This is a genomic window from Bradyrhizobium sp. USDA 4354 (assembly GCF_054060315.1).
On record NZ_JBSSDC010000001.1, the window covers coordinates 7,635,114 to 7,660,876 of the forward strand.

Sequence of the window (25,763 nt, forward strand, 5' to 3'; positions counted from 1 at the left end):
ACCGCCGCGCAGTACAGCTGGGATCGGCGAGGTCGGCGGGACCGGACGTGAGTCCCCGCCGGACATGTCCACGGGCCCTGCCCGGCAATCGGCCCCGGAGCTGTTGCCTACGCCCGCGCTAGGTGACCAGGAAATTATTGTTGTGCAACTGCCCGGTCGCGTTTTGCAGGCTGATCTCCATATCGCTCGCTCCGTCGCCATTGATATCGATCTGGAGAGCGTCGTTGCCCGGACCGAAGTTCAGCAAATGAGCGGAAGCCTGGTTCCCGCCGAGGAGATCCGCACCATCCACGTATTCGATGTGACCTCCGGCCACCCCGATGGCTGAGAAGGTAAAGCTGTCGCTGGCTGCATCGAAATTATGGATGGTATCGGCAGCGCCCTGGGCGGAGTCCGCGACGCTGACGAAGCGGAAGTTGTCCTGGCCTGCGCTGGCAAAGATTTCATCCGCACTCGCGCCGGCAGTGATTGTCGTGTTACCCGACGTATTGCCGATTGTGATCCTGTCGAAATTTGCAGCGGCATTGACGGTTTCGACGTTGGTCACCGTGATGTCGTAGACATTTGCGTTGAAGTTCAGGGTGTCGTTGCCGTCGCCGAGATCGATCACATTCGCCGGGCTGCCTTGCAACGTCAGAATGTCGTCCGACGAGCTCCCGTTGAGCAGATTCACGTTCCACAGATTGTCGAACGAATTGCTGCCTTCGGCGAGATTTAGGACGTTGGCCGTTCCTTCTCCAAGATTGACCGTCACGCCAGACACGGTGTTCAGCAGCGTGACCGTATCGTCCGACGGATTGAGATTGCCGGTAAAGTCACTGCCGTTGAGGTTTTCGACGCCACTGATGCTGAGCGAATTGACTCCATTGGCGAGGGACACCCAGTCGTTTCCGCCACCCATGTCGATGGCGGTGCCGTTGACGTTGTTCGTCAAGCTGAGCGAATTGTCGGCGGAATTGCCGTTGATGTGCTCGACACCGACAGCCGCAAATCCCGCGAAGTTTGCATTGAGGACGATCGAGTCATCGCCCTCGCCGAGATCGATCGCGACGCCATTCGCAGCAGCGATCGCGCCTGTCACCGTCAGGATGTCGTCACTGCCGGACCCGTACATGTGGTTGACATCATAGATGTTCACGAACGAGTTCGCACCGGCAGCGAGGTAGATCGTGTTGTCGCCGTTACCGAGGCTGACGTTCAGGCCCGTGACCGTCGTCGACAAGGTGAGAATGTCGTTGACGCCAGGCGTCGCACCGAAATCGGCCCCTCCGATTCCCTCGACACCAAGCAGGCTGAGCGTGTTGGCACCGCCTGCGAGGCTGAGCTGATCATTGCCGCCGCCGAGATCGACGACCAGACCGTTGGCGGTCGTCGTGAGGTTGACGAATTCGTCGTTGCCACTGCCGATCAGGCTTTCGACGCCCGTCAGATTGAGCGTGTAACCATTACCGAAGGTGCCATTGAGCAGGACGGTATCTCCCGTCCCCGCTCCCAGATTGAGCTGGTGTCCGAAGATGTTGCTTCCGACGCGAAGATAATCGTCTCCAGCCGTTCCGATCACGGGCGCAGCGCCAGAGAACTGCTGCGTCGAGAGATCGATCGGACTACCCGCGGCGCCCGCCGACAGCAGCACAATAGCGTCGCTGAACTGCAGCGCTTCGACATTGGTCAGGATGTCGGTGCCGTCACGGTTCAGAACGGTGTCTTGAACCTGGATCGATCCCGCCGTCGTGATGTTGTACTGCGATTGCGAGCCGGAGAAGGTCACCATGTCGGTGCCGGCGCCGCCGTCGATCGTATCGTTGCCGCCCTGGCCGGTGATGCCGTCATTGCCGCCGCCGGCGTTGATCGTGTCGGTGCCGCCGCCGCCGAAGAAGAACTCGTCGTTTGAGCCGCCGGTCAGCGTGTCGGCTTGGTTCGAACCCTGCACGCTGTTGACGCCGCCCGTGATGATATCGGCGCCGGCCGCCCCGCTCACAACTCCCGTCGACAGATTGACCGAAACGCCGCCGCTCGCCTGAGAGTACGAGACCCGCGTATTGCCGTTGCCGGTGATGGTGTCGTTGCCGAGCAGGCCTTCGAACAAATTGAAGGTGCCGAACGATCCGGCCGAGGTCACACCGGTGAAACCTGTGGCGTTGTAGGTGTCGTTCAGGCTGCTGCCGGTCGCACTGTTGACGCCCACATAGGTGTCGGTGCCGATCGAGCTGCCGCCGGTCGCAGTCCCCGCCTGCAGGTTGATCGTCACGGCATCGGTCGCGCCGGCGTAGATGATGCGGGTGTTGCCGTTGCCGGTAATGGTGTCATTGCCGGCCAGGCCCTCGAACTGGTTGAAATTGCCGTTGTTGCCGACATTGTTGACGGCGGGATTCTGGAAGCCGGACGCACCAAAACTCGTCGCTGTGAAGACGTCGTTGAAGGCGGTCCCCTGGGCGCCCTCGATCCCGCGGAACGTATCGTTGCCGATCGAACTGTCCCCGGTCGCCGTACCGGCTGTGAAATTGATGGTCACCGGCCCAGTTGCGAAGTAGATATTGTTGTAACTGATGATGTCGAAGCCGCCGCGACCGTCGATGAAGTCGTCGCCGGCAAGGCCGGTGAACGTCTCCGTGGCCGTGGTGATACTGCTGCCGCGGATGGTATCGTTGAACATCGAGGCCATCACGGCGTTGACACCGTTGAACGTATCGTTCCCCGTGGACGCGTCGCCGCTTGCGGTACCCGCCAGCAGATCGACGGTCACCGCACCGGTTGCGTTGGTGAACGAAACACGCGTGTTGCCATTGCCGGTGATGCTGTCGTTGCCTCCCATGCCGACGAATTCGTTGAAAGTCCCGTTTGAACCGGCATTTGTGCTGCCCGTACCGAAGCCCACGGCGTTGAACGTGTCCGCCTCGTTCGAGCCGCGCACGGATTCGACCGATCGCAGCGTGTCGGTGCCGACCGTCGCGGCGTCACCCGTCACGGTTCCCAAGGCCAGTTGAACGTTGATCCCGCCAACTGCGGCCGGATCGAGCGCGTAGTCCGCCCGGTCGAACCCAGCCCGGCCATCGATGAAGTCGTCGCCGGCGCGGCCTTCGAAGACCTCCACGGTCCCGGGGCCATTGGCGCTGCCAAGCAGTTGGTCTGCAAATCCAGAGCCGACAACACCCGCAAAGCCCGAGCCCACCAGGGTATCGGTGCCAACCGAACTATTTCCGATCGCCGAATGGGCCGTCAAATCGACGGTCACGCTGCCCGTCGCGTTGGCGTAAGAGATGCGCGTGAGCAGCGCCCCCAGACTGTTCATCGCTCCCGTGATGGTGTCGTTCCCTCCGCGGCCTTCGAACTCGTTGAAGCCCACATTGGTGCCGGCAATGCCGGTATCGCCCGCAAAGCCGGTCGCGTTGAACGTGTCGGCGTAGTCGCTGCCCACGATGCCTTCGACGTTCACGAGCGCGTCAGTGCCGACTCCTGGACCCGTTACGGAGCCTGCCGCGAGATTTGCGGTGATGCCTTCCGTTGCAGCGATATAGTCGGCGCGGTCGAAGCCGAGGCCGCCATCGAGCAAATCATTCCCATCGAGGCCCTTCAGGCGGTCGTTGCCGGCGAGGCCACTTAGGCTATCGGCGTAGGCAGTGCCGACCAACGTATTTGCGCCGGCGTCGCCAGTGAGGTGCACCCCCTGCCCTAGGATGAAGTCGGCGGCCGTGAGGTTCGACAGCGTCACGTTCAGCAGCGTGAGGGCGTCGCCATTGCCGAAGTCGATGACCGTGTTCGGTCCCTGCTGTGTGGCAAGCGCCTGAATGTCCGCGAGGGTCGAGATACCAGGGACCCCCGTGAGGTCGATCTTGTCGGCGTCCGCCTGCACGAAGTCGCCGATGATGTCGGCACCGCCGCCGCTAGCATAGACAAAGGTGTCTACACCGATGCCGCCATTCAGGGCGTCGTTGCCGGCGCCGCCGCCGATCAGGTCGTTGCCGCTGTTGCCGAACAGCTGATCGTTGCCGCTGGAACCGGTGATTGTGTCGTTGAAGTTGGAGCCCGAAACGTTGGTCACCCCTGCCACAATAGTGTCATGCCCCACCGAACCGTCGCCGTCCGCGGTACCGTTCGCGAGATTGACGGTCACGCCAGAGGTCGCATTCCCGAAAAGGATTTGCGTGCTGCCGTTTCCGGTAATGGTGTCATTGCCGCCCTGGCCCTGGAAGGCATTGAACCCGGCGATCCCCGTCGCATCGAAGCTGTCGGCAAAATTGCTGCCGGTGGCGCTGTTGACGCCCGTAAACGTGTCATGGCCGGTCGAGCCATCGCCGTTGGCCGTCCCGGCCTGGAGATTGATGGTCACGCCGCCGGTCGCATTGGCGTAGATGATGCGTGTGTTGCCGTTGCCGGTGATCTGGTCGTCGCCGCCAAGGCCTTCGAACTGGTTGAAATTGCCGAACGAGCCGGCATTGGCGCTGCCGCCGTTGAAGCCGGTCGCCGCATAGGTATCGGCATAGCCCGTGCCCTGGATGCCCTCGATCGAGCGCAGCGTGTCCGTGCCGATCGACGCGTCGCCGGTTGCCGTGCCCGCCGCCATGTCGATGATGACGCCGCCCGTGACCGTGCTGAGGCTGTTGTAGATCGCAACATCGAACCCGCCGCGGCCGTCGATATAGTCGTCGCCGCCAAGACCGGTGAAGTTGTTGTTGAAGCTGCTGCCGAGCAGCGTGTCGGCGAAGGTCGATCCCTGCACCGCATTGACGCCGGTGAAGGTGTCGGCTCCCTCGGTCGCACCCGTCGCGCTGCCGGCAACCGTGACCGCATTCGTGGTCCCGATGACGCTGGTCTCGAGATCGACGCTAACGCTCGAGGCCGCGATCTGGTAGTTCAGGCGGGTGAAGCCGTTGCCGATGATGGTGTCATTGCCGCCGGCGCCGGCGAAGTCGTTGAAGGCTCCCGAGGAGCCGACATTGGTGGCTCCGGCCTGACCGAATCCGGTTGCATCGAACGTATCGTCGAAGTTGGTACCGCGAGCGGCCTCGACGCTACGCAGGGTGTCGGTGCCGACCGTCGCATCGCCGTTCACGGTGCCTGCGGCGAGATGAACGTAGATGCCCGACGCGGTCGTCGTGTCCGCATTGTAGGTGACCTGGTCGTAGCCGCCGCGGCCGTCGATATAGTCGTCGCCGCCGCGACCCTCATAGGTCTCGTAGGTGAAGGCCGCATTGTCGCTGCCGTAGATGGTGTCGTTGTAGGCCGAGGCCCAGATCGTCGAGACGTTGGCGAAGGTGTCGTGGCCGACGGAGGTGTCGCCGTCCGCGGTGCCCGCTCCGATGTCGACGGTGACCGCGCTAGTTGCTCCCAGATAGGACAATCGCGTCACCACCTGCCCAAGAGCGTTGACGGCTCCAACGACGGTATCGTTGCCGCCGCGTCCCTCGAATTCACTCTGGCCGGCCGCTATGCCGGGCAGACCCGTCGAGCCGGTGAACCCTGTCGCATTGAAGGTATCGGCATAGTCGCTACCGATCACACCCTCGATGCTGAGGAGCGTGTCCGTCCCCACGCTAAGACCTGAGGCTGTACCTGCCGCGAGGTTGACGGCAACGCTTCCGGTCGCGTCGGCATAGACGGCGCGATCGAAGCCCACTCCGCCATCCAGCAGATCGCTGCCGCCGAGGCCCTGCAGGCGGTCGTTGCCGCCGAGACCGCTGATGGATTCGGCATTGGCCGTTCCGACGAGATCGTTCGCGTTGCCGTCGCCGACGATCGGCGCGGCCGGCGTACCGAACAGGAAATCGCTCGCCGTCAAGCTGTTCAGATCGACGTTCTGAAGCGTGAGGCCGTCACTCGGATTGAACGTGATGACGGTGTTGGGGCCGCTCTGCATCGCATGCGATTGCAGATCAGCAAGGCTGAAGATGCCGTAGACGCCGGTCAGATCGATCTTGTCCTGGCCATGGACGAAGTCCTGGATGAAGTCGAAGCCGCCGCCGCTCCCATAGACAATGGTGTCCGCGCCAGCGCCGCCACTGAGGAAGTCGTTGCCGGCACGACCATCCAGGGTGTCGTTGCCGTTGCTGCCGGAGAGGCCGTCGTTGCTGGTGCTGCCGACGATGGTGTCGTTGAAGTTGGACCCGAGGACGTTGAGTACGCCACCGGTGATGGTGTCGTGGCCGACCGAACCATCGCCATCGACCGCGCCCGCAGTGAGGTTGACGCTCACGCCGCCGGTCGCGTTGCCATACTGGATCTGCGTATTGCCATTGCCGGAGATGGTGTCGTTTCCGGCATTGCCCTGGAATGAGTTGAAGTTCGCGTTGAGGCCGGTGAAACCCGTTGCGTCATAGACGTCGTCAGAACTGCTGCCGATCGCGCTGTTGACACCGGTGAAGGTGTCGTGACCTGTTGAGCCATCGCCGGTGGCGGTGCCGCCCGCGAGATTGATGGTCACCCCGCCGGTCGCGTTGGCAAAAATAAGGCGCGTGCTGCCGTTGCCGGTGATGACGTCGTCTCCACCGAGACCTTCGAACTGGTTGAACGTGCCATTGCTGCCGACATTGGCGCCAGTCACGCCATAGCCGGTGGCATCGTAGGTATCTTTGAAGTTGGTGCCCTGAATGCCCTCGATCGAACGAAGCGTATCCGTGCCGTTCGACGCATTCCCGACGACCGTGCCAGCCGCCATATTGACGGTGATGCTTCCCGTGGTGAAGAAGATGTTGTTGTAGGAGGAGACGTCGAAGCCGCCGCGGCCGTCGATATAATCGTTGCCGGCAAGGCCGGTGAAGGTGTCGTTGGTCGCGCCGCCGAGCAGCGTGTCATCGAACATCGATGCCTGGACGGCGTTGACGCCGGTGAAATGGTCGGTGCCGACGGACGAATCGCCGGTGGCGATGCCGGTGACGAAGTCGACCTGGACGCCGGCCGTCGCGTTGTTGAAACCGAGCCGCGTGAAGCCGTTGCCGACGATGATGTCGTCGCCGCCATTGCCGGTGAACTCGTTGAACGTCCCGTTCGAGCCGGCGTTGACGCTGCTGGAGCCAAATCCGGTCGCGGTATAGGTATCTGCAAAGCTGGTGCCGCGGATTGCTTCGATCGCACGCAGCGTGTCCGTTCCGACGGTAGCGTCGCCGGTCACGGTGCCGGCCGCCAGATTGACCGTGATTCCCGTCGTCGTGGCCGGATCGACGTTATATTCGACGCGGTCATAACCGCCGCGGCCGTCGATGTGGTCGTTGCCGCCAAAGCCCGCATACACCTCCGCGGTGAACATCGGATTGTTGCTGCCCAGAATCGTGTCGTTGTAGGCGGAGCCCCAGACGCCGTTGAAGCCGGAACCGACGAGGGTGTCGTGGCCGACCGATCCATCGCCCTGCGCATAGCCGGCGCCGAGATCCACCGTCACCGCGCCGGTGGCGCTGATATAGGAGACGCGCGTGAGTTCCGCGCCCTGGCTGTTGGTATTGCTGATGATGGTGTCGTCGCCGCCCTTGCCCTCGAACTCGTTGTAGCCGACGGGGCTGCCCGGGACATGCGCATCGCCGGTGAAGCCGGCTCCGTTGAAAGTATCGGCAAAGTCACTGCCGATGGCTGCTTCGATGTTGACGAGCGTGTCCGTCCCCACGCCTGCGCCGGACGCCGTTCCCGCCGCGAGATCCACGGTGACGCCGCCCGTCGCGTCGGCATAGATCGCGCGGTCAAAGCCCTGACCGCCATCGAGAAGGTCGTTGTCGGCACCGCCTGTCAGATGGTCCTTGCCAGCGCCGCCATAGAGGAAATCGTTACCGGCGCCGCCGTTGACGCGGTCGTTACCGTCGAGCCCGTCGATCGAGTCGCTGCCATTGCCGCCAGCGAGCACGTCGTCACCGAGCGTGCCGAGCTGGGCGCCGTCGACGTCGCCGACCACGGCGTTCGTCACCTTGATGTTGAGGTCGGTGACAAAGGCTTGCTGGAGCTGCGTCACCTCGGTTGGGTCGTCGAAGTCGGTGTTGGCGAGTTGATCGGCGGCCGCGTCCTGTGCGACCTGCCCGGCCTGCGCCAGCTCGGTGAGATCCGTTGCCGACTGGATGCTGTCGTTGGCCGCCGCGACGACGCTGGTGACGGCATCGAGCGTCGTCTGGTCCACGCCTGCGATCGCGCCGGTAATCACGGTCGACACCGTCGTGGCTGCGCTCAGGTCGATTGCAGTTGCGGGCGCGTCGATGATCACTTCTGCAATGGCCGCGACCACGGCATCCGGCGAGCCGCCCACCGCCGACACCTGCGCAATTGTGCTCTGGACCTGAATGGCGGCCGACAGGATGGCAGTCGCTTCGGCAATGGCCGTCGCATCGGTCCCATTGACGACAGCATCAACCGGATCGAAGGTCTTCAAGTCGATACCGGCACTGAGACCGAACGCTGTCTTAATCGCGCTCTCCGCGTCCGCCGCGCTCAGCGGTGTGGGATCGTTCGCCGTCGAATCCACGAGCGCCGTGATCAGCGTGGTGAGCGGCGTGATGACAGTCGACCCGGCCGGTGCCTTCAGCACGCCGGTTATTGCCAGGCCGGTCGACACGTCTGTGCCGCCGATGCTCACGAGTGTACCGGTGCCGCCGACGAGCGAAAAACTTCCGTCCGCATTGGTCGTCGTATGGGCCTCATCGGGATCGAGCACGCCATCGTTGTCCGCATCAGCGAAGACGGTCGCGCCTGCGATATAGCCGTCGAGAAGTTGACCGACCTGAACGTTGGCGCCGGCCGAAATATCAACCGCGATGTTCGAGATAGGGCTGCTCGCCTGATGGACACCGTCGTTCGAGATCGCGGTAACCTGAAGCGTGAGCGAACCGGGCAGAACGGCGGGATCCGGAATCAGCGCGAGGTCGGCATGCTCGAGATCGGCGGCCGACAGCCCCCAGACGCCTTCGTCGATCGCGGCCCCGTAATTCAGCGTGAAGCCCGACGGCAGGCCGGTGATCTTAACGAGCAGTGTGCTGCTGGTGTCGATCAGCGTGGCGGAAATCGACAGAGGAATGGGCGAATCACTCGCGCCCGACGTGCTGCTGCCGACCGCAAGGTCTGGCGCATCCTGCGTGCCGTGGATCGTGAAGCTGATGTCCTTCGACGTTCCGTCCAGGGATTTGACGGTGAAGGTGTCGATCTTAGTCTCCGTCGCGCTGAGATACTGAGTGGCGGCGTTGGCGACCGAATAGGTGTAGCTGCCATCCGCAGCAAGGCTGAGAGAACCGAGATTGCCGTTCGCCGACACGACGCTGGTCTGAAACGCACTCTGGTTCTGGTCGGCATCGCTGATGGAGAGCTGCCCGGACGCCGTCAGCTGGCCGTCCTCGGTGACGTCGTGCTGGGCGGGGCCGCCGATATCGGCGCCATCGTTGACGCCGTGGATCGTGAACGTCACGTCCTTGGTCGTGCCGTCCAGAGCCTTGACGGTGAAGATCTCGTCGCGGGTCTCGTCCTGGCCGAGATATTGAACGAGGCCGTTGGCGACCGAATAGCTGTAGGCGCCGTCGGTGCCGATCGTCAACGTCCCGAGATTGCCGGGCGCCGAGACGACCGCGGTTTGGAACGAATCCTGGTTCTGGTCGACGTCGTTGATCGACAGCATGCCGGACGCCGTCGGGAGGCCATCCTCGCTGACGCCGTGCTGGAGGGGATTTCCGATCACGGCTGCGTCATTGGCGCCCGTGATGTTCACCACGATATCGTGGGTGGCGGTGCCGTCGACTGACGTGACCGCCAGGGTATCGGTGACGTGCTGTCCTGCGGCGAGCGAATCCGATTTCGCGGGATCGAGCGTATAGGTCCAGGCCCCCGATGCCGGATTGAAAGTGAAGTTGCCGTAGGTGCCGGCCAGCGAGGCCGGGACTGCGAAATGGTCTTGGCCGTTGTCGACGTCGTGAACCGCAAGCTGGCCCGACGCGCTGGGATCGCCGGCCACGCTCCCGGCCTCGGTCACCGAAGTATCCTGGCTCCCCGACACGGTGATCGTGGCCGGGTCGTTGCTGCCGGTGATGGTCACCGTGAGCGTCGAGGAGCCGGATCCTCCGAGGTTGTCGGCGTTCGTGTAGGTGAACTGCTCCGTCACCTGCTGGCCTTCGGCGAGCGCGTGCACGGACGTGCTGGAACTGTTGAGCGTGTAGGTGTAGGCGCCGGTCGCCTTGTTGACCACCAGCGTTCCATAGGTGCCGACCACGGTGATCGTGGTGCCGTTGTCCGAGCCTCCCGCTACGGCCGACACGACGTGGGTATCGCCGGCATCGGCGTCCGTGTCGTTTGCGAGCAGATTTCCGCTCGCAACCGTCGTCACGTCCTCCTTGACGGAGGCGATATCCGCGACTGCGACGGGCACATGATTGGTCGGGCCTTCGATGACGATCTCGACCTTTTCGATCGAGACGACGGCGAGGTTGAAGCTCCTGAACGCGTAGTGCGCGCTGCCATAGCGCGCGATAAGGGTCTGGAGTGCCGCAAGATCGGACCTGAACGAAGCCGAGTTCGCGAACTCTTGAGTGACGACGAGGCGGAGCGTGTCCTGGCCCTTGCCGCCGTCGTAGATATCGACAGAACCCACATTCTCCGAAACGCGGTAGATCAGGATATCGTTGCCATTGCCGCCGCTGACGATGTCGATGCCCGCGCCGCCGTCGATGACATCGTCGCCGTTTTCGCCGGCGATCAGATCGTTGCCCGCCCCACCGAGCAGCGTATCATTGCCGTTGCCGCCGAGAATGATGTCGTTACCCGTGCCGCCGTCCACCGTGTCGTTGCCATTCCCGGCGCCGATGATGTCGTTGCCCGCACCGGCGTTTATGCTGTCGTTGCCGTTGCCGCCCTGAATGAGGTCATTCCCGGCCCCGGCGCCGACGGTATCGTCGCCATTCCTTGCATTGATGGTGTCAGCCGAGCTGGTGCCGGTGATCTGGTCGTTTGCATTGGTGCCGTTAATGATCATGGCGATTCATCTTTCTCGATAGGGCAATAGTCATTGCTCGCGAGCGCGCGGAAGCGGCTTGCGTTGTGCGGATGGAGGAATCTTCAATCGTCGAAAGTGGAACGCGATATGGACGCGACGCATGTCATCGTGCGGTCGCTCATGTGAGCCCCCTCCCGTAACCGTCTTGATTTATCAGGTTCGCCGTCAGCCCAACGGCGCGAGTTTGAAATGACGTGGTCTTGTTATTGTTCGACGCCTTGCGCTGTTGCTCGGCATCGTCTCAATTCTCGAAGTCGCAATTTCCGACTCTCGAAAAAACTTTTCCGATAATTGCAAATTGTTTCCACTGTTGCGCGACTGCGTCAAGGCAGCACAGCCGCTAACCTTAAGCAGGGTGTGAACTGAACATCGCAGTTGAGAACGCGCATGCTCCCAGACTGCGGTGGCGCCCCGATTTCAGCAAGCCGGGGGATCGAAGCTCTGCCGGACCGCAGCACAATAAGGGCTGGAACGAAGCGATCGCCCTCTCCCCCGGGCCCGACGCGACGAGATCGCCCAAGCTGCCAACCGATTTAATCACAACCACTGATAGCACAGGCGTGCAATCTGCGCCTCGTCGCGCTGGACTTCCTGCGACACTCTGACGCGCCGCGAGTTCATCCCCGATCCACGACGCAAGCGGAGAACCAGCATCGAAACCCGTCTGGCTTGAGCAGAACAACGTCATCTCAATTCTCGGAACAACGAAGATTTTTCCTCGGTCAGGGAATAGCGCCGGCACGTCTTGACGCATGACCCGAATGGGTCATCCGGGTTCTGGTGGCAGCGCCTCCGTCGAAATTGCCCTGTTAGACTTTGGTTGAGCGCCACTTCTAGGAAAGTCAGGCAAAAGGGGCTTGTGTCGAGCCTCCTCCTCGCGAAGCATCGCTGATCAGGGAAACGCGTCGGAAAGTCCCCCAAGAGGGGGGTCTGCATGGCCTGTAGCGCAAATGCGCATCGGCTTGCAGCGAATGACCAGGGCGCAGCGGAGGGGGCCGCTCGTGAAGGACAATCGAATCGACGATGAGGAGCTGACGAAAGTCCTCAATCGGCTCGGCGAGGCTGCCGTGAATCCGGAAGCTTGGCGCGGCATCATGGATGACATCTGCAAGGCGGTCGGGGCGTCGGCGGCCATACTCCTTCAGAGCGACATCCGGACCCCGGACGTCCCCCGCACCGCATCGATCGCCGAAGCCACCGATCTCTACTTCAGGAACAACTGGCACTTGCGGGACCCACGCGCCAAGGGTTTTCCGCGCATGATGGCGGGCGAGGTCGTGACCGACCTCGATGTGATGACCCCGGAGCAGATTCGCGCCGACCCCATGTACAACGAGTTGCTGTTTCCATCCGGATACCGGTGGTTTGCCGGCATTGGCTTCTGGGCTGACAGCGCAGCGTGGGCGCTAACGATCCAACGAACAGGCCGCGAAGGCGCATTCGAGGCGCGCGACAAGCAGCTGCTTGCTCAATTGGCCCCGCGCCTGACCGAGACCGCCACGCTCGCGACCGCCGTCGGCAGGATCGCGCTGACCTCGATGACGGACGTCCTCAGTCGCGTTGGACAACCCGCACTTGTCCTCAACCGCGAAGGCAAGGTTCTGCGTACCAACGAGGTAGCCGACGGCGGCTTTGACAATGAGATCCGCATCAAAGATCGGCGTCTCGTGCTCCGTGACAAGCAGGCGATGGCGAAACTCGATCAGCTGATCAGCTTGATCCGATCCACGGCTGATGCCGCCACCATCCCCGCCTCCCCCATCCTCGTCCGTCGCACGGCGAAATCACCGGTTGTCTTGCGCATATTACCAGTGGACGGCGCGGCGCGTTCCGTCTTCCTCGGCGCGCGTGCCATGATGATCCTGTCCAACCTCGTCCCGCCCGCGGCGCCCGACTCTGCCCTCATCGGCCAAGCCTTCGACCTCACACCGGCGGAATCTCGCTTGGCCGCACTGCTTGCAACCGGCGTATCGCTCGCCAGCGCCGCCGAACAGCTGCGCATTTCGCGCGAGACGGCGCGCAATCACCTCAAATCGGTCTTCTCAAAGACCGGCGCGCACCGTCAGCCGGAACTAGTCAAGCTGCTCCTACAACTAGTTTGAGCATTTGGTTCTTTGCCCATCGGCAGTCGCAAATTTGGCACGAGCGAAAGACCTCGACCTCTCGGTGTTTCGGCTGAAGGCGCGGCTTATGCTTTGCGCTTCACTTCTCATTTGCGGCTCCGTGCCGCCGCGGATACGTTCATCAGCAAGAGAAACAATGCGCTTGTCGCCTCATATCTCGCCACGACGCGCTTCCTTGCTCTTCCTCGCATGATGGGTCGTCCGGCGCGCAGACCAATACTCCACTCCCAGCTCCGCGAACGTTTGCGCATCTCAAGCTCGAAGAACGAGAAGTCGTCCAAGCCCCCTAGATCATCTCTAAACGAGTTTGACGTCATTTCGCCACTTAACGACCTGTTCGGCACCTTGTCCCATACGAGCGCAAGAACGCTGCGTGCAATGGATAGCGATATGCCCAAGATCCTTGGGCGCGCCTCCCCCAAACGGGCTAGGTCGGAAAAGATCAGCAGACGGATTAACTTCGGCGGCTATTTCCTGTTGTTTTGCATAGCCAGCACCTGTGCCGTCATCGAGGATTCTCGGCCGGAACATTGCGCGGGAATGTCGGCGACGCTCACCACCGGCATAGTTCTCGCCCATCTCAAGCCTCGCCCCTCCAGAACGAGAACGCTATGACGGTCGAGTATCGGGATCGACACCTAAAGCGCGCGCTGCTCCACGATTGTGCATCGATTGCCTCACAATTGTCATAGCGCTTCCATTGCATCGCAATATACTTCGCCTAGCAATCAAGAATGTCAGGCGAACTTTCGATGATCAGACATGCGGCCCGCATGCTGGCCATAATGTATTGCGTTTGCAGCCAGCCCGCCTATTCAAACCACGAATCGCAAGCGGTGACGCCACCGCTGTCATTTTCACAGTTCTGCATTCAATATCCCGAGGACTGCCAGCACCACGACGACCGCAGGATCCGAGATTTCCGTTCCTCAATTCAGCGCTGGCGAGAACTCGCTCAGATCAATTCAACGGTGAATTTCGGCATAGCGCCAAAAGATCCGCCCGCAAGTCGGCGTGACGCGGAGTGGCAGATATTCCCTTACGAAGGCAATTGCGGCGACTATGCCGTCACCAAGCGCCATCTGCTGCTGCGATCCGGCTGGCCGAGCTCGGCCCTGCTCCTCGCAGAGGTCATCATCCGAGCAACCGGAGAACACCACCTTGTGCTGCTTGTGCGCGAGGGAAAAGCGGTTCTTGTGCTCGATAATCTCAGCCCGGTGGTCACGCCCCTGGTCGATGCGTTGGATCGGTTCACTCTCGTGCGGGCGGAGTCAGGGGCGGATCCGCGTCGGTGGATACGAGAAGTCGCGATCTTCTAAATAATCTTCTGGGCAACTACCGGGCCATGTCGAACGGCCGTCATCGGATCCGAACCAGCGTTTTATCCGCGCAGCTTGGACGCTTGGTAGTCCGGCTGCGGCCAAAGGCGGGACGAACACACTGAGCCCGCTGCACCTCTCGCAAGTACTCTGTTGGGCGAATCTTTTGGCGCCCCGCTTGGGCCAGACGCCGTTAATCTAAGCTTGATTTTCGTTCCGTTTAACCCTCCCTAATCAAGTCAATTTCGTGTAAGCACAAATTTCCATTTTGGGACTGATATGACAAAGAAACGAGCACTTATTACCGGCGTCACCGGCCAGGACGGCGCCTATTTGGCTGAACTTCTTCTGCAGAAGGGATACGAGGTCCATGGCATCAAGCGCCGGACCTCCCTCTTCAATACCGACCGCATTGATCATCTGTATCTCGATCCGCACGAGCCCGATCCGCCCTTCCGGCTTCATTACGGCGATCTGACGGATTCCTCGAGCCTGATCCGGATCGTTGGCCAAGTGCAGCCAGACGAAATCTACAATCTCGCGGCTCAGAGCCACGTTGCCGTTTCATTCGAGGAGCCCGAGTACACGGCGAATTCCGACGCACTTGGCACTTTACGCATCCTCGAAGCCATGCGCATTACCGGCTTGGAGAGGAAGGCGCGCTTCTATCAAGCGTCAACATCCGAACTGTATGGTTTGGTCCAGGAGATCCCGCAAAAGGAGACCACGCCTTTCTATCCGCGCTCGCCATACGCGGTCGCCAAGCTTTATGCCTACTGGATCACGGTCAATTACCGCGAAGCCTATGGGATGTACGCCTGCAACGGCATCCTCTTTAACCACGAATCTCCCGTCCGCGGCGAGACCTTCGTCACCCGGAAGATCACGCGAGCTTTGGCACGGATCCATTTGGGCCTGCAGGAACGGCTGTATCTCGGCAATCTCGATGCCCTGCGCGATTGGGGACACGCGCGTGATTATGTCGAAATGCAATGGCTGATGCTGCAGCAGGACAAGCCGGAGGATTTCGTGATTGCTACGGGCGTGCAGCATTCTGTCCGAGATTTTGTCAATGTCGCTGCAAACGAAGTGGGCATGACAGTTCGCTGGGAAGGAAGTGGCGTCGAAGAAAAAGGATATGACGCCAAGACCGGCAAGTGTGTCGTTTCCGTCGATCCGCGCTACTTCCGCCCCACTGAGGTCGCGACGCTTCTTGGTGATCCGTCAAAGGCCAAGCGGAAACTCGGCTGGGAGCCCAAGACGTCGTTCGAAAGCCTGGTTCGAGAAATGATGAAGGAAGATCTCGAAGCCGCAAAGCGCGACGAACTCATCAAGCAGCACGGGTTTAGATATTACCCGCGCCACGAGTAGTTCTTGTAGATCGGCCAGTAAGGCGAACAAGCCAAGCAAATGAGCGCCCATAACGGCGCTCATTTTTTTCGGACGACATCACGGCAATCCAGCTGCGGTCGAATGCCTCAGGGCGACCGAACGGCATCCTCGACCGGAAGCCCAATGTCGTTGGCAGCGCCCGTCAGGCCGACATTCGTCTGCCCTGTCGCATTGCCCTGCCCTGTCATGGCATCCGACCATCGGCGCACGATCGTGCGTCGATCCCAACGATCGAGGGCTCGCCTTCTTCCTTCTTCGCCGTAATGCTCACGGAGAGCCGGCGCTTCGCTGAGCTGGCAAATTGCAAGCTCGAGAGCCGACGAATCTCCCGGTGGAATCACAAGACCCGCATTCGTGACTTCCGCCGCGAGGCCGGTGCCTTCTTCAGCCATCGCAATGACCGGCCGGGCGGATGCGAAGATCGCGCCCAGTTTTGAGGGCAACACCAGATCGGCAGCTTCAGCTTTCTGCGGAATCAGATGGAAATCGGCAGTGGCCATCAATTGATTGAAGCTGTCATTGGGCTGAAGCCCCAGAAAATGGATGTTGCGGTGTCCGGCGGCAAGCTGCTCGAGCCTCATCTTATGAGGCCCCTCGCCCGCAAGGATGAAGTGGATATGCGGATGACTTTTCTCTAAGCCAATCGCAGCCTCGATCACGAGTTCAAGACCTTGCTTGTTGGACATCGTTCCGGAATAGAGCGCAACGATATCGTCCTCGCCCAGGTTCAGCTCCTGACGGTATTTGGTCGTTCGAGAACCCGGGCAGATCGCGGTGGTGTCAATCCAGTTTCTCACCTCGGCGGTTCTGTCGGGCCTCAGACCCTTGATCCTCAACCGCTCTACCATCGCTTGAGAGATGGTTGAAACGTTATCGAACGATTTGAGGATCGCCGCTTCGACTCGAAGCATCCATTTTCGCAGAGAAGGATTGCGCAGCAGACCAAGATCGAAGGCCGCATCGACCTCGAAATCCTGCACGTGAAGCCATGATTGGGCGCCGACGCGACGAGCGACGAACGAGACGAAGGCAGCAGACATCAGCGATGGCGCGACAGCGATCATAACGTCGGGCCGCCAAGATACCGCCTCAAAAAGAACCGGCGCCGCGCTGGTGAGCGCGAATGAAACGTGATGGACCAGCCGTTTAGCGCCCGAGGGATGTCCGGGCACATAAATCGGCGTCCGTGTTACTCGAACGCCGTCAAGATCTCTCGATCTGAAGTACGACGATTTGAACGCAGGGGGGATCTTCCAGGTGGGATAATAGGGAGGCGCCGTAATGACTCTAACTTCATGACCTTCGGCTACCAGACTTTCGCAGAGCTCGGCGTTGTATTTCGCCACGCCGATCAGATCGGGGGCATAATTAATGCCGACCAAGAGAACACGCATAAAGTCCGTCCCAATTCAAACTTCAGAATAAAAAAAGTCGCTGGCAATCTAACTACTCAGCGCGTTGCGCCGACTTCCAGATGACGTCCGTAGCCCTCGAGATAATCTGCGTAAGCCGCCGCGAGGCCGGCCCGCAGGGCAACTTTCGGCTGCCAACCAAGCCCTCGGATTCTCGAGCTGTCCAGCAACTTGCGTGGCGTTCCGTCAGGCTTGGAGGTATCGAACGCAAGCTTGCCTCTATAGCCCACGACCTCCGCGACTGTTGTCGCAAATTCGGCAATCGACAATTCGTCGCCACTGCCAACATTGATCGGCAGGTCACTCGAATAGTTCTTCAGAAGGAAAACGCAGGCATCCGCAAAGTCCTCGACATTGAGGAATTCGCGGAGCGGCTTGCCGGTGCCCCAGACCGAGACGCCGGGTGCATTGGCGAGCTTGGCTTCATGGAAGCGCCGGATCAACGCTGCGGGTACATGACTATGGTCCGGATGATAATTGTCACCGCGACCGTAGAGATTGGTCGGCATCACCGAAATGAAATCATCGCCATATTGCCGACGATACGCCTGGCACATCTTGAGGCCGGCAATCTTGGCGATTGCGTACCACTCGTTGGTCGGCTCAAGGGGCCCCGTCAGCAATTCGCTTTCGGCGATCGGCTGCCTGGCGTGCTTGGGATAGATGCAGGAGGAGCCGAGGAACAGCAGGCGCTGCACACCAACCGCGTGACTTGCGCGGATCACGCTCAATTCCAGCGCAAGGTTGTCGCAGAGAAAGTCGACCGGGAAATTGTTGTTGGCTGCGATACCGCCGACCTTGGCAGCGGCATGAACCACGACCTCCGGACGATTGGCCTCGAGCCATTTCAGCGTGGGCTCTTCCTTTGTGAGGTCCAGCTCACGCCGATCAGCCGTCAGCACGGTGCAATTCTCTGACGCAAGCCTGCGGACGACAGCGGATCCCACCATGCCGCGGTGACCCGCGACGAAGACACGTTTGCCCGTGAGATCGTAGGCTGAAACCCCTGTCATCGTATCCTCTATCAGCATCCGGCTGGCCGGATCTCCGCCACTCTGGCGAGATCCGGCCACCGGTCGCATTACGCAATCACGCTGCCGATGCAGCCCCGCCAAACTGCTAACACAATCTTCACCATGCAACAGCCTGTCCCGGCCCGACAAAGATATTCATGGTGAACCTGCGCTGCGCGCACAAATGATCAGCACACAATGAAACAAAAAAGAGCAAGGCAGCCGCATCAGCTGTGCGGCTGCCTTGAACGACCTTTGAAAAACGGCAGCCGCCGCTCGGTTTACTTCAGCCTCAGTACGCCCGGCGCAGAACAGGACCGACAGGCGCGCAAACCCGGTCCATGTACCAGCCATAAGGCGTCTCGACGCGCACCAACGGGCAACGACGCGACGGCACATACCGATATGGATACGGCTGCGCCCAGAATGTAACAGGCGTCACCTGGCTCTCGCCCGTGAGCAGGGCTGCCGGCGCGGGCATCTGCATCGCGGCGCTCGCCCCGCTCGCTGCGCAGAAAGTAACAGTTGCGGCCAAAAGACCTGCTCGCATCAACGTCTTAAACATCCAAAAAGCTCCTCGCCCCTGCGGATTTGATCCCCGACTCGCGCTTGTCAGACCCCAGCCGACCAACGTCACGGTCCGTAAAGCAACTCCGCAACTAGCCCAAATAGCGAGCCGAACTTTACCAAGGGCACCGGCCGAAATGCAACCGATGCCGGGGCAGCCGAGGGCCTTTTGGGACGATATGGCGCGCAAGTGTGGCTTCTTGGTCCTATTTTTCCTCGCTCCAGGCGCCGGGGGCAGCGAGGTCGGGTGAACGGCGGTACACATCCCGAAGGAACTGGTAGTTGACCGTCTGAGCCAAAGGCACGTCTTCCTCGCCGAGCTTGGCGAAGAGAAGGATATCCCGAAGCGTCCGCCAGCGGCTTTCGTCGTAGTCGCCGATGCGGCCGCCCGTCGGCAGCACCAGCGGGCGCTGCTGCTGCAGCTCGAATTTCAGCCGCTCGGAGTTCAGCCTGGCCGGACCGGTGCCAGCGAGAACGGGCACGCTCCGTGCATAGTCCGCGTAGGCAAATTGCCATCCTCGAATGAGCCCCTGAAGGACGTCGGCGATCACGGACGGCTGGTCATGAATGAGATCATTGCTCGCGAAATAGACTTGGCCCGGGACATGGATGCCGTAGTCCTGCGGCTTGATGACGTTCAGCTTCACGAAGGTCGAGCTGGAGGGATCGGGCTGCTCGTCGATGGCGGCGATAATCGCATCCACCTCCCCGGCCCGCAGGGCTTCGAAGCTGTCGCGCTCCGGGACCTTGGTGATCTGGCTTCGGGGCAGCCCGAGCTGCGCCATCATGGCATCAAAGACGACGTCTCCCTCGCTCGCCCTGCGGTATCCGACCCGTTTTCCGACCAGATCGGCCGGCCGCCGCAAGCCCGAGCTTTCGAGCGTGAAAATCGCGACAGAGGTATCGAGGAAGCTTGCAGCGAAGGCGGTTACGGGAACGCCGCGCCAGCTTGCCAGCAGGAAGTTCTGGCCGCTCGTCACGCCGATGGCATGTTGGCGTGCAATGGTTTGGACGAAGTCAGGACCTTCGGGCTGAGCCGACACCTCAATGCGGGAGGAGAAATATCCCTGCCTCGATGCAGCGAGCTCGCCGGCAAACCGCGCGCCATATGGCCCATCAAGGAGGAGCTTGATTGCGACGGGCCTAAAAGCCGTCGGAGCACGGATGGGGGCCGCATCGGGACGAAGAAGCAGAAGCACGAGTCCCACCAAAGCGACGGCCGCAAGACCAATGGCGAGGTACCGCTTCCCTCTCGGCCGGGTCCGCCGCCGGGACTGGGTGCGAGGCAACGAGGACTTCCTAACGGGTTGTGAAATTTAACATATCAGTCGAGGCGAGATGGGGTACAATGTACGCTTGTGGGGTAAGGTTAATTCTTCCTTCGCCTTGTTTTAGCAGCGATTTCGCCCGATAGCACGGCTTGTTCGGGTCAATGAATTTTGCGTCAATGGGTTTGGCAGGATGACAATTCTTTCCACGCGGCCAGTGCCCGTCGCTGATTCGACGGCGGAAATTCGTGTGGTCGAGCCGGTCGCGGAAACAGCTGCAGGATTTGCGCCGAGCTGGCTGCGACCTGTGGTTGTGGAGCGGCTGATGGCGGTGGCCGATGCGGGGCTGATCGTGGTCAGCGGGATGGCTTGCGCGGTCGGGTATCACGTCATCACCGCGGGCACGCTCGGCAAGGCGGATGTCTATGCGGCCGCGAGCGTGCTGGTGGCAATCAACTTCATCCTGCTGACGATCGTGCAGCAGGGCTATCGCCTCAAGACCGTCACCAACCTGCCGCGCATCTTCCGGATGACGCTGACGACGTGGACCTTCCTGTTCGGCGCGCTGCTGGCGATCGCCTTCACGATGAAGGTCAGCGACGAGTTCTCGCGCGGCACCACGATCTCGTTCTATCTGGTCGGCCTCGCCGCCCTGCTCGCCTGGAAGACGGCGGCGGCGCGCTGGACCGCGCATGCCTTGCGCACCGGCGCCTTCGCCAACGGCCGGGCGATCATGATTGCCGAGTTCGGGCTTGCCACCTCGTCCAATGCGGTCGACGACCTCGGCCAGCACGGCTACCGCCTGATGCGCCTGATGGAGATCCCGGCCAAGGAGCTGGCATCGCCCCTGCTGCTCTCATCGCTGGCGCCGCGCTTCGAGGAGCTGATCGCCTACGCGCGCGAGCAGCGGATCGAGCACGTCTTCCTCTTGATCAACTGGAGCCGGCAGCATGCGATCGACAGCATTCTGGACGTGCTGAAGATCCTGCCTTTGCCGGTGCATCTGGTGCCGGACCCCAACACGGCGCGCTTCCTGCGCTATCCGCTTTCCGGCACCGGCAACACCTTCACCGCCGAGCTGCGCCGCGCCCCGCTCTCTCATCGCGAACGCGCGCTCAAGCGCGCGCTGGACCTCGCCGGCGCCAGCCTTGCGCTGTTCGTGTTCGCGCCGGTGATGCTGGTGACGGCGGTGCTGATCAAGCTGACCTCGCCGGGGCCGGTGTTCTTCCGCCAGACCCGCCACGGCTTCGGCGGGCGCGCGTTCAGGATCTTCAAGTTCCGCACCATGCGCGTGCTCGAGGACGGCCCGACGATCAGGCAGGCGGAGAAGAACGACCCGCGCGTCACGGGAATCGGCAAATGGCTGCGCAAGACCTCGATCGACGAGCTGCCGCAGCTGCTCAACGTGCTCAAGGGCGACATGTCGCTGGTCGGCCCCCGCCCGCACGCGGCCGCCCACAACACCGAATATGAGCAGATCATCGGCAACTACGCCTTCCGCCACCACGTCAAGCCCGGCATCACCGGCTGGGCCCAGGTTAATGGTTATCGCGGAGAAACCCGCACGCTCGACCTGATGCAGAAGCGCGTGGAGTGTGATCTGTGGTACATCAATAATTGGAGCTTGGCGATAGATCTTATGATTTTGGTGCGAACCATCGCTGTTACCTTCACCAAACCAACGGCCTATTAACAGTTAAGGAGGCGCGAACTCCTTCGCGCCATGCAAATGCCTGTACGCTGCAATCTATGACTGCACACGTGATTATGTCTCATAACTTCACCTACACTAAAAATCCCGGCGGAGTTGCTGATGTGGCGCATAACCTCTCCGAGGCTTTCCGAGCAGGGCTGCCCCACTTTAGTGAAGCTTTCCCAGCTACAACTCATCTGAATGCGAGAGTGCTACGGAGATTCTCGGAAGAAATCTCTTTAGAGCTGAAGTACTTTCAAAAAGATGTTATTCTGTTCTTTCCGAACTATTTTACTCTCCCGCTCCCAGGCTCCTCGACGCGTAATGTGGTTCTTGTCCACGACTTGCAGTATCGAGCTTATCCTCATTTTCATTCGGCTTCCAAACGCCTCCTGCTCGAATGCTCCTACCGAATCGCTCGGCGACGTGCCGCTGGAATTGTCTTTATTAGCCAGTCGACTCAAACCGACTTTGTCCGCCTTTTCGGAGAGCCTGCTTTTCACAGGGTCATCTTCAACCCCGTCATAGTGGATAGATCTCCTGTCGACTCAACAATCACAAAGGCGATCGGCTCATCTCCTTACGCGATTGCGAACTTCCATTCCTATCCGCATAAGAACATCGACAAAGCATTCTCGATGTTCAGCCAAATGCGGCGCCGCATTCCAGATCTTAAGTTGGTTTTGACTGGTCGGCACTCCCAAATCGATCCATTGCTGCGCAGCTATGGGCTAACCACAGAGGCGATTATCTCAACAGGCTTTATACCTAAAAGAATGGTGCTCCAATTAGTGGCTGATGCAGAATTCTTTATGTCTCTGTCACTTTTTGAAGGATTCAATATGGCGGCAGCGGAAGCGGCCAAGCTTGGAAAGCCTCTTATTCTGTCAGACATTCCCGTTCATCGAGAGCTGTTTAAAAACTACGCTCTGCTGGTAGACCCAAAGACTGCTGACTTCCCATGGGAGCAGTTTCGAGCATATCTGAGTGACTTCAAACTGAAGCCTCGGTGGGAGTTCTGCGAGGCTACAGAGCCAGAGGTAGTCGCGCGCAATTACAAGCATTTTTTCGAAGAAGTGAGCGCCGGTTGACGGATCGTCCGCTGCTGCAGGAGAGTAGTTTGTCCAAACTGAAACAAGCAGTCATCGCCCTTACACGCAAATACTTATCATATTTCGGAGGCGCCTTAAGAGGTACGACGCGGCCTGAGCTAGAGGCGGTCTATCAACATATCTTCACGAGGGATGTTGCGCGGATTGGCATTCAAGATGAATTTTATCCGGTTGGCGCTGCAGCAAACTATAGCTTTCTGTATTTGATCCTGCGTGCGACGCGATCCTTGAAGTTCCAATCGATTCTTGAGTTGGGCGCTGGGCAGACTACGCTACTGTTGAATGCACTGCGGGCGGCGGGGGTCGTCAGTGGTGAGATCAACACCATTGAACATGATACTCTTTGGGGCAATAGCGTCGGCAACCTGGTAACCCATAAGGTTCAGTGCCTGCCTCTTGTCGAACGCACAGATGGGCCATATCGGTATAAGGGGTACGATCTTAGAGCTGCTGCAATCCCTGACCTGATAGATTTGCTGCTGATCGATGGACCTGTCGCGTGGCAGAAGGACCGCCGCTACTCGCGCCACGGAGCCCTGCCCCTTCTCGATCGGCTTGATCGAGAGGGTTTTGTTATTGTGGTGGACGATGCGGAGCGGGAAGGCGAAAGCGCGTTAGTGGAAAGGATCAGAGACTGGCTCTTACGCGAAAAAATCAGCTTTCAGTATACCCGTGTTTCGGCAGCAAAGTGTCAGGCCGTCTTTGCAAGTGGGAAGTTTTCCGAAGTCGCTTTTTATTAGTTCACTGTCTTGGCTGACTAATACGCCCCTCAAAGGTATCTGGTACTTGAGGCAACCTGGATGTTATTTGAGGAGCCATCACTATTGGGGGAAGCAACTCGGCTGGACCGAACTTTCGTCCCAGCAGCGGCGAATCGCTCTCAAGGCGAAAATCGCCATTGGTCGGATTCTTAAACTTGGGATCTACCTCAATCGAATCTCGATCCCGGAACGTGTCCCCCCTCGACCAATTCGCCAAGGCCGGAAGCCCTGGATACAATTGGCTGACGTTGCTGGTCCTCCAATAGACATTATGCTCAAATGCAAAACTGCCCCGGTTGCATTCCCCCACGAAGACAGGAAAAGTTCCTTCGTGATAAAAGACGTTAGCACTAAATCGAACTGATAAGTGTTGCTCTTGACGCGAGCAGCGGACTTCCGATCGCTCACCAAGCGCAATGATATTGTTATGAAACTCGTTAGCAAAACCGAAGTGAATATGAAAACCGCCATCACGCGTACGAAAGACTAGGTTGTCATGTATATCTAGGAACGAAGCTCCTTGATCAGCGTAGATGCCCCAACCACCATACTGGTGCGCATCCACATCATGAATCACGTTCTTCGAGACGACAGTACCAGGACTCGAGCCGAGTAGATAAATTCCGCCCAGGTCGCTTAGCACGCCTTTGCCAATCTGATGAACATAGTTTCCGATGATAGAGTTGTGATGGGCTCCACTCTTTCCATATCCCCATGTCCAGCCAACAGAAATCCCGGAATAATAGAAGTCGAGGATCTCATTTTCCTTGATGGTCACGTTGTCCATGTTGCCGACCCAAATTGCTACTGCGCCTGGTGAGCTGCGACCGCCGGCCGAGATCAGATTGTGGGAGATAAAAACCCTATCTCGGTCGATCGCAGGCGAAGCATCTTGAGGGAGCGGCACCGCAGCCCCGACGTTAGGGGTTCCGATTTGGAGCCCGCCGGCGCCAAGATCCCTCAACTCACAATTCTGAATCCGAATACGAGAACTAGACGAGCCAATCGAAATGGCATGAGCTCCTGTATGGATGACGCCGACATGATCCAAGGTAATGTCCTGAGCGGCGCCAACTTCAACGGCGGCAGGCAGGCCCACCTCCGCCTGTGGAGCGCTACGGCCGTTGGTTGGCATGTTCCAGTTAGTGTGCGCGAAAACTAGGTCACGAAACTCAATGCGCCCAACTAACTCCTTTGCACCATAGGCATTACCAATGCGCAGCAGCGTGGGCAGCAGCGGCGCTACAATCTGTGTAGTTAGCGGCGTTTCGCCAGGAAAAGGCGCATAGGTCAACTCGCCGGTTGAATGGTCTAGATGCCATTGTCCCGCCTGCAACTCGGAGGCAGCGACATTATCAAAGAAATATCGCGCGCCGGCTCTAATTCTTCCATTGTTGTTAGATGTGAACGTGTGCCCGCGCGTAGTCAAAATGGAAGAAGTCCGATCAATCTGGGCGACAGGAAGCCTTGACGTCGTCCAACTGTGAAAAACAAGCAGCTCCGCGTGCTGGCCCAGAAGTGCGTCGCTTGGGAAACCGATCGGATTGAACTTGAACCGATTGTGCCCAAGTGCCCTAGCCGCTTCGGTTGGATCGATGGGACCGACCGCGCTTAGATACCCTTTAGCCGGATAGCGAGGACGCGTTCTTCTCTGACCATCAACAAACAACTGCGAAAACTTCCACTTGCCCTGGACTACATCCTCAAGTCTCGTGCGCCAAAACCCGTCAGCTCCTACCTTCCAATTATCAAGGATGCGCCCTCCACTGAGAATCGGCCGTTCTCCATCGTACGCCTCGATTCGAAGTGGCGGCGCTCCTGCGCCTGCAATAGCTGGTGTTATTGCCAATGGCTCCGGGAGTAGATAGAGGCCGCCGCGCAGAACAATTCGCCTGGATTGAGCCGCGGGCATCCAGCGCCCTGAGCACGACGCCATGCGTTCCAGCGCTTTCTTGGGTGAACGAAAAGGTCCATCGTTTAGGCCAGCATTCGGCTCAGCCAATGTTCCCGACCACTCATCTGACCCCAGAGGTGAGACAAATAGGGAGTGCGCGCACACCTGACCGGGCGGATTCGGTTCAGCTGCTTGCGCAACCACCCAAAACAAGGTGAAAACTACGGTGAGGCTCGCTCTGCCACCAAGAACCAAAGTCATCTCACT

General features: G+C 59.9%; 12 protein-coding genes. 6 read left to right on the forward strand and 6 right to left on the reverse strand.

Features of this window, described 5'->3' with window-relative positions; genetic code table 11:
* Nucleotides 1-118: 118 nt before the first annotated feature.
* On the reverse strand, nucleotides 119-10,921 hold the full coding sequence (locus ACVIIV_RS35490; protein ID WP_456748344.1) for a VCBS domain-containing protein: 10,803 nt from the start codon (nucleotides 10,919-10,921) through the stop codon (nucleotides 119-121).
* A 1,022-nt stretch (nucleotides 10,922-11,943) separates the two neighbouring features.
* Here ACVIIV_RS35490 and ACVIIV_RS35495 point away from each other — a divergent pair.
* The 3 genes from ACVIIV_RS35495 to gmd all read left to right on the forward strand — a co-directional run bounded on the left by ACVIIV_RS35495 (nucleotide 11,944) and on the right by gmd (nucleotide 15,755).
* Nucleotides 11,944-13,044 (forward strand): helix-turn-helix transcriptional regulator, encoded by a 1,101-nt coding sequence (locus ACVIIV_RS35495; protein ID WP_456748345.1) that lies wholly within the window; start codon nucleotides 11,944-11,946, stop codon nucleotides 13,042-13,044.
* Nucleotides 13,045-13,799: 755 nt separating this feature from the next.
* Nucleotides 13,800-14,384: a transglutaminase-like cysteine peptidase gene (locus ACVIIV_RS35500; RefSeq protein WP_456748346.1), complete on the forward strand. Its 585-nt coding sequence runs from the start codon at nucleotides 13,800-13,802 to the stop codon at nucleotides 14,382-14,384.
* A gap of 279 nt (nucleotides 14,385-14,663) precedes the next feature.
* Nucleotides 14,664-15,755 carry a GDP-mannose 4,6-dehydratase gene (gene gmd, locus ACVIIV_RS35505; RefSeq protein ID WP_456748347.1) on the forward strand — a complete coding sequence of 364 codons (1,092 nt, stop codon included), beginning with the start codon at nucleotides 14,664-14,666 and terminating at the stop codon, nucleotides 15,753-15,755.
* A gap of 107 nt (nucleotides 15,756-15,862) precedes the next feature.
* Here the strand turns inward: gmd and ACVIIV_RS35510 are convergent, their stop codons facing one another.
* The 4 genes from ACVIIV_RS35510 to ACVIIV_RS35525 all read right to left on the reverse strand — a co-directional run bounded on the left by ACVIIV_RS35510 (nucleotide 15,863) and on the right by ACVIIV_RS35525 (nucleotide 19,967).
* On the reverse strand, nucleotides 15,863-17,170 hold the full coding sequence (locus ACVIIV_RS35510) for a WcaI family glycosyltransferase (RefSeq protein WP_456748348.1): 1,308 nt from the start codon (nucleotides 17,168-17,170) through the stop codon (nucleotides 15,863-15,865).
* A 56-nt stretch (nucleotides 17,171-17,226) separates the two neighbouring features.
* Complete coding sequence (locus ACVIIV_RS35515) at nucleotides 17,227-18,201, reverse strand: GDP-L-fucose synthase family protein (protein ID WP_456748911.1); 975 nt, start codon at nucleotides 18,199-18,201, stop codon at nucleotides 17,227-17,229.
* A gap of 292 nt (nucleotides 18,202-18,493) precedes the next feature.
* Nucleotides 18,494-18,766: a hypothetical protein gene (locus ACVIIV_RS35520; RefSeq protein WP_244607753.1), complete on the reverse strand. Its 273-nt coding sequence runs from the start codon at nucleotides 18,764-18,766 to the stop codon at nucleotides 18,494-18,496.
* 208 nt (nucleotides 18,767-18,974) lie between these two features.
* Nucleotides 18,975-19,967 carry an ABC transporter substrate-binding protein gene (locus tag ACVIIV_RS35525; protein ID WP_456748349.1) on the reverse strand — a complete coding sequence of 331 codons (993 nt, stop codon included), beginning with the start codon at nucleotides 19,965-19,967 and terminating at the stop codon, nucleotides 18,975-18,977.
* A 262-nt stretch (nucleotides 19,968-20,229) separates the two neighbouring features.
* On the opposite strand from ACVIIV_RS35525, the gene ACVIIV_RS35530 reads away from it, so the two are divergent.
* Genes ACVIIV_RS35530 through ACVIIV_RS35540 form a run of 3 tightly spaced genes read left to right on the forward strand, consistent with a single transcriptional unit; the run spans nucleotide 20,230 to nucleotide 23,581 of the window.
* Nucleotides 20,230-21,729 carry an undecaprenyl-phosphate glucose phosphotransferase gene (locus ACVIIV_RS35530; protein WP_456748350.1) on the forward strand — a complete coding sequence of 500 codons (1,500 nt, stop codon included), beginning with the start codon at nucleotides 20,230-20,232 and terminating at the stop codon, nucleotides 21,727-21,729.
* Nucleotides 21,730-21,785: 56 nt separating this feature from the next.
* Nucleotides 21,786-22,820 carry a glycosyltransferase gene (locus tag ACVIIV_RS35535; RefSeq protein ID WP_456748351.1) on the forward strand — a complete coding sequence of 345 codons (1,035 nt, stop codon included), beginning with the start codon at nucleotides 21,786-21,788 and terminating at the stop codon, nucleotides 22,818-22,820.
* 29 nt (nucleotides 22,821-22,849) lie between these two features.
* Complete coding sequence (locus ACVIIV_RS35540; protein ID WP_456748352.1) at nucleotides 22,850-23,581, forward strand: hypothetical protein; 732 nt, start codon at nucleotides 22,850-22,852, stop codon at nucleotides 23,579-23,581.
* 1 nt (nucleotide 23,582) lies between these two features.
* On the opposite strand, the gene ACVIIV_RS35545 is transcribed toward ACVIIV_RS35540, so the two are convergent.
* The gene (locus ACVIIV_RS35545) at nucleotides 23,583-25,757 is read right to left on the reverse strand and encodes a right-handed parallel beta-helix repeat-containing protein (RefSeq protein WP_456748353.1); all 2,175 of its coding nucleotides are present in this window, start codon (nucleotides 25,755-25,757) and stop codon (nucleotides 23,583-23,585) included.
* Nucleotides 25,758-25,763: the final 6 nt, after the last annotated feature.